Genomic DNA, 8,514 nt, shown 5'->3' with positions numbered 1-8,514 from the left:
CGCAATGGATGTGGCGCTACAACCACGAGCGCCCGAACATGGCCTTGGGCGGCATCACCCCAAAACAGCGGCTGGCCATGGCCGCATAGCTCTACTTCTCGGAGCGCTGGATTTCGGGGGGATTACCCTGGCCGATTGATGTGACTCAAATCTTCAAGGACGGTATGCCAGGGCGGGCCGGTCCGGCGCAGGGGACGGTGGGTTGATCGGGACCTTGCGGGCGCCGCCCACGGCCGCAGATCAAACACCGATCCTCACGTTGTAACCGAGCGCCCGCAGCCCCTTGCTCGTGCGCATGTTCCTTGGCGGAAACTCGTCTGGGCGCGCCCAGCCGACGATTTCCCCGAGGCTGCTCAGGCCAATGTGCGGAATGGCCCAGTCGTCGCTGCGGATCGCGTTCCAGAGCCGGGCAGAAACACTTCCGTTGCCCCAGACGACGTAGTTCAACAGCTCAAGTACCGTCCGCCCTTCGCGGGATCGTTGCCGCCAGAGCCACTCGCCGAACTTTTCCACCTTGTCGTCGCCAGCCTGCGGTCGGTCGGGCAAGCCCAAGTGCTCGTTTTCCTGCTTGATCGCGTGATCTCGGATCGCGTGCACCCGGGAAACGGCATCCACGAACTCCTGTTCGGTCAGTTTGAGAATGCGATCGCGTGCCAGCAGCTCGCGCAGCCGGGGCGACCACTCATAGATCGTGCGCTCTTCAAACGAGTGGTCGAAGTCGGCCTCGTGCCACCACTCCAGCGCGTCGCGCAGCGCCAGTTCCGGGTTCTTCGAGTTCCTGGCGAAGAACTCCTCGTAAGGATGACGGTTTCCATCCTTGACCTGCTTGTAGTAGGGCACTTCGCATAACCCCATTTCCGAAGGCTGAACCGGCATGAGGGCGCTCGCGTCGCTCGGTTCGGGGTTCGCGGTGCCGCTCAGGCCCCGTGATCGCCGCCTTGGCGGGCACCCGAGGCCCTGCAAAACGGCGTTTGCAGGCTGCAGCGGGCGCACCTCTCCCTTCATCGCGCACACCCGCACGGGTCATGGCGCACCAGCCAGACCAGCCGCTTGGCGTTGTACGCCGCGCACTTGAGCAGGATCGCCAGTTCGTTTCTCGCCAGCGTCATCGCCCGCACGCACTTGCCGCCCAACTGCTCGAGGCCGGCGAACACATGTTCGCCTCTGGCGCGGACGCGGTTGATCGCCTTGTTGCGCGCGTCCAGTCGCACGCGCCGCTCCTGCCCGGGCTTCGCACGCCGCGCGATGCCGTCGCGCAGCCCGTGGGCCTGCAGCAACTCCCGGTTGGTCTGCGCGTCGTAGCCTCGGTCGGCCAGCAGCCGCGCGCCGGTGTTGGCGCGGTCCAGCACCTCCTTGAGCGTCTGGCCGTCGTCGGCGTTGGCCGGCGTGACCTTCGCCTGGCGGATCAGCTTGTAGCGCGCGTCCGCGTTGGCGTGCACCTTGTAGCCGTAGAAGCTCTTGCCGTGCTTCTTGGTCCAGCGCGCGTCGCGGTCGGTGTGCTGCAGCCGCTTGGCACTCCAGCCCTCGGGCCTGCGGCCTTCGTTGAGCGCTTGGCGCTCGTCCTTGTTCGCCTGGGTGAGCGGTGCCTGCACGATGCTGGCATCCACGATCTGCCCGCCGCGCGGGATGTAGCCGTGCTGCTGCAACTGCAGGCTCACCGCCTCGAAGATGGCGCGCCCGCCCAGACCGCCTTGGGCCAAGCGCTGCTTGAAACTCCACAGCGTGCGCGCATCGGGGATGTGCAGTGCTGCGTCCAGGCGGCAGAAGTGCGGCAAGCTCATGCGGTCCAGCACCTGGTACTCGCAGTCCTCGTCGCTGAGGTTGTACAGCGACTGGATGAACAGCAGCCGCACCATCACCTCGGTGGGGTACGGCGGGCGCCCGCCTTTGCTACGGTCAGCGCGAGGGCAGGCGGTGTCGACCCGGGCGGCAATGGCCGCGAAGTCGATCAGTTCGTCCATTGCTGCCAGGTTGGCAATGAAGCCGCCGAGCTTGGCTTGGCGCTGGTCCTGCACGAACAGGTCAGCGCCAGGCTGGTGACGCCACAAAGACGAGGGCTTGATGCGCGGGGTGATCATGGGCGACATCATGCCGGCTCACTGGCGACAACGGTTAGGGAGGTTTCGAGAAGTGCCCTATGGCGTGACATGGCGCGACCGCCCGATCCGCAGCAGCTTAGGCGGCCTTCTTCGCGGCGAGCTGGCGCAGCACGTAATGCAGGATGCCGCCGTGGCGGGTGAGGGAGGGCCGCTTGCGCGGCACTGCCGCGCGGCCCTTCCGAACGCCCGCGCCGCTGGCGCGGGCGGGGCTTCCGCCCGATCCGCAGCGGCTTAGGCGGCCTTCTTCGCGGCGAGCTGGCGCAGCACGTAATGCAGGATGCCGCCGTGGCGGAAGTATTCGACTTCCTTCGGCGTCAGCAGCAGCACGCGCACCTCGAAGCGGACCTCGCCGCCGTCGGCCTTGCGGGCGATGACGGTGGCGGTCTTCGACTGGCCGTCGGCGAGGCCGACGATGTCGTAGGTCTCGGTGCCGTCGAGGCCGAGCGTCTGCGCGTTCTGGCCGTCGAGGAACTGCAGCGGCAACACGCCCATGCCGACCAGGTTGGAGCGGTGGATGCGCTCGAAACTCTCGGCGATCACCGCCTTCACGCCCAGCAGGTTGGTGCCCTTGGCCGCCCAGTCGCGCGAGGAGCCGGTGCCGTATTCCTTGCCGGCGATCACCACCAGCGGCACGCCGTCGGCCTTGTACTTCATCGCCGCGTCGTAGATCGCCAGCTTCTCGCGCGAGCCGTCCTTGCCGAAGTAGATCGTGTTGCCGCCTTCCTCGCCGCCCAGCATCAGGTTCTTGATGCGGATGTTGGCGAAGGTGCCGCGCACCATCACTTCGTCGTTGCCGCGGCGCGAGCCGTAGCTGTTGAAGTCGGCCGGCTGCACGCCGCGCGAGATCAGGTAGCGGCCCGCCGGCGAGTCCTTCTTGATGCTGCCGGCCGGGGAGATGTGGTCGGTGGTGATCGAGTCGCCGAACAGACCCAGCACGCGCGCGCCGTGCACGTCGTCGATGGTGCCGACGTTCATGCTCATGCCGTCGAAATAGGGCGGGTTCTTGATGTAGGTCGACGAGGCGTCCCACTTGTACGACTCGCCCTCCGGCGATTCGATCTGGTTCCAGCGGGTGTCGCCCTTGAACACGTCGGCGTAGTTCTTGGCGAACATCTCCGGGCCGATGGTCGCGGCGATGACGTCGCCGATCTCCTTGTTGCTCGGCCAGATGTCGCGCAGATAGACCGGCTTGCCGTCGGGCGTGTGCGCCAGCGGGTCCTTGCTCAGGTCGATGTCGACCGTGCCCGCGATCGCGTAGGCGACCACCAGCGGCGGCGAGGCGAGGTAGTTCATCTTCACCTCGGGGTGCACGCGGCCCTCGAAGTTGCGGTTGCCCGACAGCACCGAGGCGACCACGAGGTCGTTCTCGGCGATCGCGCGCGAGACCTCGTCCGGCAGCGGGCCGGAGTTGCCGATGCAGGTGGTGCAGCCGTAGGCGACCACGTAGAAGCCGAGCTTCTCCAGATCGTCGAGCACGCCGGCCTTCTTCAGGTAGTCGGTGACCACCCGCGAGCCCGGTGCGAGCGAGGTCTTGACCCACGGCTTGGCCTTCAGGCCCAGTCGCGCGGCGTTGCGCGCGAGCAGGCCGGCACCGAGCATCACCGCCGGGTTGGAGGTGTTGGTGCAGGAGGTGATCGCGGCGATCACCACCGAGCCGTCGGTGAGCTCGCAGTCCTGGTCCTGGATGCGCAGCTTCGAGATCGGACGGGCGGCCAGGTGCGCGGCCTGCGGCTGCGCACCGCCCTCGGCGGCCATGGTCTCGACCGCCGCCTTCGGCGTGCGCTTGGCGGTGAGGCCGGCGATCGCGTCGCGCGCGTTGGCCTGCACGTCCTGCAGCAGCACGCGGTCCTGCGGGCGCTTCGGGCCGGCCAGCGACGGCTTGACGTCGCCGAGGTCGAGATGCAGCACCGCGGAGTACTGCGCTTCCGCCTGGCCGGGCTCGTGCCACAGGCCCTGCGCCTTGGCGTAGGCCTCGACCAGCGCGATCTGCGCCTCCGGACGGCCGGACAGGCGCAGGTAGTTCAGCGCCTCGGCGTCGATCGGGAAGATGCCGCAGGTGGCGCCGTACTCGGGCGCCATGTTGGCGATGGTGGCGCGGTCGGCCAGCGGCAGGTGCTGCAGGCCGTCGCCGAAGAACTCGACGAACTTTCCGACCACACCGAGCTTGCGCAGCATCTGGGTGACGGTGAGCACGAGGTCGGTGGCGGTGGAGCCCTCCGGCAGCCGGCCGGTCAGCTTGAAGCCGACCACCTGCGGAATCAGCATCGACGAGGGCTGGCCGAGCATCGCCGCTTCCGCCTCGATGCCGCCGACGCCCCAGCCGAGCACGCCGATGCCGTTGATCATGGTGGTGTGCGAGTCGGTGCCGAACACGGTGTCCGGGAACGCCTGCAGCACGCCGTCCACTTCGCGCTCGACGACCACGCGCGCGAGGTACTCGAGGTTCACCTGGTGCACAATGCCGGTGTTGGGCGGCACCACCTTGAAGTTGCGGAACGCCTTCTGGCCCCAGCGCAGGAAGCTGTAGCGCTCCTTGTTGCGCTCGAACTCGATCTTGCCGTTGAGGTCGAGCGCGTCCGGACGGCCGAACACGTCGACCTGCACCGAGTGGTCGATCACCAGCTCGGACGGGATCAGCGGATTGATCTGGGCCGGGTTGCCGCCGAGCCGCGTCACCGCGTCGCGCATCGCGGCGAGGTCGACCACGCAGGGCACGCCGGTGAAGTCCTGCAGCACCACGCGGGCGGGCATGAACGCGATCTCGGTGTCCGGCTCCTTCAGCGGATCCCACTTCGCGACCGCCTCGATGTGCTCGGGCAGCACGGTGACGCCGTCCTCGTGCCGGAGCAGGTTCTCCAGCAGGATCTTCATCGAGTACGGCAGCTTCGCCAGATCGAATCGCTGGGCCAGTTTCGGCAGGCTGTAGTAGGTGTAGGTCTTGCCGTTGAGGTCGAGATGCGCGCGGGTGGCGAAGGAGTCGGCCATGTGGGGCTCCGTGGCTGCAGCGAGGAGGGGGGGCGCGCGGCGCGCGGAGACGGCGCCGGCGTCAAGCGCCCAATTATGCCGGAAACGGCGACCTTCCTGCAGCGATCGGCACGCCTGCGCGGTCTCAGCCGAGGTGCGCGCGCACCGCTTCCAGCAGCGCGCGGCGCCGCAGCGTGAGGTCCCACAGGCTGCCGCCGAGCTGCCGCCAGAGCATGGCCGAGCGCACGGCGGCGAGCAGCACGGCGCGCACCTCGGCGACCACCCCGGGCTGTCCGAGGTAATGCGGATTGCCCTGCACGAGCACGCGCGGACGCAGGTGGCTCAGGGTGTCGGCGTAGAGCGCGCCGAGCGCGGACAGCACGTCCGGATGCGTGCCGCCGAGCTGCGCGGCGCGCGCGGTCTGCGCCTGCAGTCCCTCCCGGACCCGCCGCATCATGTCCTCGTCCTGCGCGAACCGCCGTTCCAGTTGCAGCACGGACAGGGCCAGACGCGGCAACTGCTCGTCCCGGCCGCGGCTTTCGAAGTAATCGCGAAGGAGCACCAGCCCGTCGCGCACGCGCTCGGCGCCGCCGTACACCGCGGCGGTGCTGGGCGCCTGGAAGCGGAACACCGAATCGATCGCGGTCGCCAGGGTGGCGGCGTGGGCCTGGCCGGTCTCGGCGATGCGGCGCACCTGGGCCAGCGCCTGGACGAGTCCGGCCAGCGCCAGCGCGCGCTCGGACATCGGTTGCGGTCGCGACGGGCCAGGCGTCATGCGGCATGTGCTCCCAAGCGTTGCTCCAGCGGAGCGTCGGTTCGTTCGATCACCGCCCCGCCGAGGCAGATCTCGCCGTCGTACAGCACGACCGACTGGCCGGGGGTGACCGCACGTTGCGGGCGGTCGAAGCGGACTTCAAGCCGGCCGTCGTCGTTCACCCGGACTTCGCAGGGCTCGTCCGCCTGGCGATAGCGGGTCTGGGCCGAGCAGCGGAACACGGACGCGGGCGGCTGGCCGGCGATCCAGTGCGCGGGCTCCGACCACAGGCGCCGCGAACGCAGGTACGGGCTGTCCGCGCCCTGGTCGACGTACAGCACGTTGCCTCGCACGTCCTTGCCGACCACGTACCACGGCGCCGCGGCATAGCCGCGCACGCCGCCGATGTTCAGCCCTTCGCGCTGGCCGAGGGTGAAGTAGAACACCCCCGGGTGCTCGCCGATGCGGTCGCCCGCCGGGGTGCGGATCTCGCCCGCGCGGGCGGGCAGGTAGCGCGACAGGAACTCGCGGAAGTCGCGTTCGCCGATGAAACAGATGCCGGTCGAGTCGCGCTTGGCCGCGGTCGGCAGACCGGCCTCGGCGGCGATGCGGCGCACCTCGCGCTTGAGCAGGCCGCCGAGCGGGAAGCGGGTGGCGGCCAGTTGCGCCTGGCCGAGCTGGTGCAGGAAGTAGCTCTGGTCCTTGCTGCGGTCGACCGCGCGCAGCAGCAGGTGGCGGTCGCCGCGGCGCTCCACCCGGGCGTAGTGCCCGGTGGCGATGAACCCGGCGCCGAGCGCGTGCGCGGCGTCGAGGAAATGCTTGAACTTGATCTCGCGGTTGCACAGCACGTCCGGATTGGGCGTGCGTCCGGCGGCGTACTCGGCGAGGAAATGCGCGAACACGCCGTCCCAGTATTCGCGCGAGAAATCGCGGAAGTGGATCGGAATGCCCAGGCGCCCGCACACCGCCACCGCGTCGCGGCGGTCGTCCTCGGCGCGGCAGTCGCCGCTGCCGTCGTCGGCCCAGTTGCTCATGAACAGGCCGGCGACGGGTTCGCCGGCGTCGCGCAGCAGCAGGGCGGCGACCGAGGAATCGACGCCGCCCGAGATGCCGACGATCGTGCGCACCCCGCTCATGCGAGGTGGCGAGCCAGGTGCAGCGGGTGGCGCTGCCCGCCCAGGAAGTCGGCGACCGCCTGCCAGACCAGCGGGCTGCGGTGGCGCGGGCGGGCATCGCGCAGCTCGGTGGGGGTCATCCACAGCGCGCGGACGATGCCCTCGTCGAGGGTGCGGACGGAGTCGTGCCGCACCGGCACCGCGGCGAAGGCGAACCGCAGGTAGTGCCGGCCGGGACCGTCCGGTCCGTCCGGCGCCTTCCACTGGTAGGCGCCGACGAACGCGGTGAGCTCGACCTCCCAGCCGGTTTCCTCGAGCGTCTCGCGGCGGGCCGCCTGCAGCAGGGTCTCGTCGGGTTCCAGGTGCCCGGCCGGCTGGTTCAGCACCAGCGCGCCGCGCACCGCCTCCTCGACCATCAGCAGCCGCCCGCCGTCCACGACGATCGTGGCGACGGTCACGTCCGGCTGCCAGAAGCGGCCCTCCCGGTAGCTCACCTCAGAACGCGTCCTTGCCGGGCGTCAGCTCGGCTTCCATCTGGTCGGCCGTGCGGAAGGCGGCTGCCATGGCGTCGTCGAGGGTCTCGGCATCGGCGTCGGCCGGGATCTTGACCACGAACACGCCGTACTTGTCCTGCTTCACCCAGCCGCCGAGCTTGCTGTCCTGGCTGTCGGCCAGCAGGCGGTTGGCCACCGCGGCCGGCAGGTCGGAGCCCTTGGATTCGTAGCCGGGCGACCAGATCTCGCGCACACGCACCGAGCCGAAGCTCTCCAAGGTCGACCGCACGAACACGAGCTGGGTACGGCCGTCGTCCAGTTCGAAGACGAGCTGGTAATCGCCGTCGTCGTCGATTTCGTACTGGTAATCAAGGGATTTGAGCTGGCGGCCGATGAGAGGGTCGGGCTCGGCGGCGGCGGCCGCCACCGGAGCGAGACAGAGGGTTGCGAGCACGGCAAGGACGACGGCAGGGCGCATGGCGGTGTCTCCGGTTGGCTGAACGATTGTGCGGGGAAACCGGGAGCCCGTCCACGCCGCTTGCGCGCACCGTCGGCCGCGCTCACGCTTCGTATACTGGTTCGCATGTCAAAGAAAACCGAGCACGAACATCACCACGGCGTACTCGTGGAGACCGGCAAGCCGGAGCTCGCGCGTCCGCCGCTGTACTCGGTGGTGCTGCTGAACGACGACTACACGCCGATGGACTTCGTGGTGGAAGTCCTGATGCGTTTCTTCCCGCTCAACATCGAACAGGCGACGCAGATCATGCTCCACGTGCACACGCGCGGTCGCGGCGTCTGCGGCGTGTTCACCCGCGAGATCGCAGAGTCGAAGGTGGCGCAGGTGAACGAATATTCAAGACTGCACCAGCACCCCCTGTTGTGCACCATGGAAAGGGCCTAAGAAGAGCCGTACGGCGGCGTCGGCTCCGGAGATGGAAAAGCGGACGGGTGCCCCCACCTAGGGCCTGTTAACACTATCGCAACGATTCGACGATCAGTGCGAAGTGGATGAAGGCCGCGAACATGACGTCGAGCTTGTCGAAGCGGCTGAAGATGCGGCGGAACCCTTTCAGACGGCGGAACAG

Annotated in this window: 8 protein-coding genes and 1 pseudogene; 1 reads left to right on the top strand and 8 read right to left on the bottom strand. The window is 68.7% G+C overall.

All coding sequences use genetic code 11. The features are described 5' to 3' along the window. Positions 1 to 240: 240 nt before the first annotated feature. The 7 genes from Taqua_RS13820 to Taqua_RS12335 form a co-directional block, all read right to left on the bottom strand. Positions 241 to 1,005 carry a hypothetical protein gene (locus Taqua_RS13820; RefSeq protein ID WP_425472598.1) on the bottom strand — a complete coding sequence of 255 codons (765 nt, stop codon included), beginning with the start codon at positions 1,003 to 1,005 and terminating at the stop codon, positions 241 to 243. After that, positions 1,002 to 2,078 carry an IS5 family transposase gene (locus tag Taqua_RS12360; protein WP_246094722.1) on the bottom strand — a complete coding sequence of 359 codons (1,077 nt, stop codon included), beginning with the start codon at positions 2,076 to 2,078 and terminating at the stop codon, positions 1,002 to 1,004. Before Taqua_RS12360 ends, Taqua_RS13820 begins: the two co-directional genes overlap by 4 nt. 252 nt (positions 2,079 to 2,330) lie before the next feature. Continuing rightward, on the bottom strand, positions 2,331 to 5,084 hold the full coding sequence (gene acnA, locus Taqua_RS12355) for an aconitate hydratase AcnA (protein WP_144326908.1): 2,754 nt from the start codon (positions 5,082 to 5,084) through the stop codon (positions 2,331 to 2,333). Between the two features lie 124 nt (positions 5,085 to 5,208). Next, complete coding sequence (gene hflD / locus Taqua_RS12350) at positions 5,209 to 5,808, bottom strand: high frequency lysogenization protein HflD (RefSeq protein ID WP_144326907.1); 600 nt, start codon at positions 5,806 to 5,808, stop codon at positions 5,209 to 5,211. 26 nt (positions 5,809 to 5,834) lie between these two features. After that, positions 5,835 to 6,953: a tRNA 2-thiouridine(34) synthase MnmA gene (gene mnmA, locus Taqua_RS12345; RefSeq protein ID WP_144326906.1), complete on the bottom strand. Its 1,119-nt coding sequence runs from the start codon at positions 6,951 to 6,953 to the stop codon at positions 5,835 to 5,837. Continuing rightward, entirely contained in the window at positions 6,950 to 7,426 is a 477-nt protein-coding gene (locus Taqua_RS12340) for an NUDIX hydrolase (protein ID WP_144326905.1), read from the bottom strand. Before Taqua_RS12340 ends, mnmA begins: the two co-directional genes overlap by 4 nt. 1 nt (position 7,427) lies before the next feature. Beyond that, positions 7,428 to 7,904, bottom strand: a complete 477-nt coding sequence (locus tag Taqua_RS12335) for a hypothetical protein (RefSeq protein WP_144326904.1) — start codon at positions 7,902 to 7,904, stop codon at positions 7,428 to 7,430. Positions 7,905 to 8,009: 105 nt separating this feature from the next. Between Taqua_RS12335 and clpS the strand changes: the two genes are divergently transcribed. Beyond that, positions 8,010 to 8,330, top strand: coding sequence for an ATP-dependent Clp protease adapter ClpS (gene clpS / locus Taqua_RS12330; protein ID WP_144326903.1), 321 nt, complete (start codon positions 8,010 to 8,012; stop codon positions 8,328 to 8,330). 73 nt (positions 8,331 to 8,403) lie between these two features. On the opposite strand, the pseudogene Taqua_RS12325 reads toward clpS, so the two are convergent. Beyond that, a pseudogene (locus Taqua_RS12325) lies at positions 8,404 to 8,514 on the bottom strand (IS5-like element ISCARN85 family transposase); the annotation flags it as partial.

This window comes from Tepidimonas aquatica (genome assembly GCF_007556585.1).
Lineage (GTDB): Bacteria > Pseudomonadota > Gammaproteobacteria > Burkholderiales > Burkholderiaceae_C > Tepidimonas > Tepidimonas aquatica.
Note: the sequence above shows the minus strand (reverse complement) of the source record. Positions and strands in the feature narration are given on the sequence as shown.

Excerpts from the sequence above, each read along its gene's own strand:
- Taqua_RS13820 (WP_425472598.1), bottom strand. The coding sequence starts at position 1,005 with ATGAAGGGAGAGGTGCGCCCGCTGCAGCCTGCAAACGCCGTTTTGCAG.
- mnmA (WP_144326906.1), bottom strand. The coding sequence starts at position 6,953 with ATGAGCGGGGTGCGCACGATCGTCGGCATCTCGGGCGGCGTCGATTCC.
- acnA (WP_144326908.1), bottom strand. The coding sequence starts at position 5,084 with ATGGCCGACTCCTTCGCCACCCGCGCGCATCTCGACCTCAACGGCAAG.
- Taqua_RS12360 (WP_246094722.1), bottom strand. The coding sequence starts at position 2,078 with ATGATCACCCCGCGCATCAAGCCCTCGTCTTTGTGGCGTCACCAGCCT.
- clpS (WP_144326903.1), top strand. The coding sequence starts at position 8,010 with ATGTCAAAGAAAACCGAGCACGAACATCACCACGGCGTACTCGTGGAG.
- hflD (WP_144326907.1), bottom strand. The coding sequence starts at position 5,808 with ATGTCCGAGCGCGCGCTGGCGCTGGCCGGACTCGTCCAGGCGCTGGCC.
- Taqua_RS12335 (WP_144326904.1), bottom strand. The coding sequence starts at position 7,904 with ATGCGCCCTGCCGTCGTCCTTGCCGTGCTCGCAACCCTCTGTCTCGCT.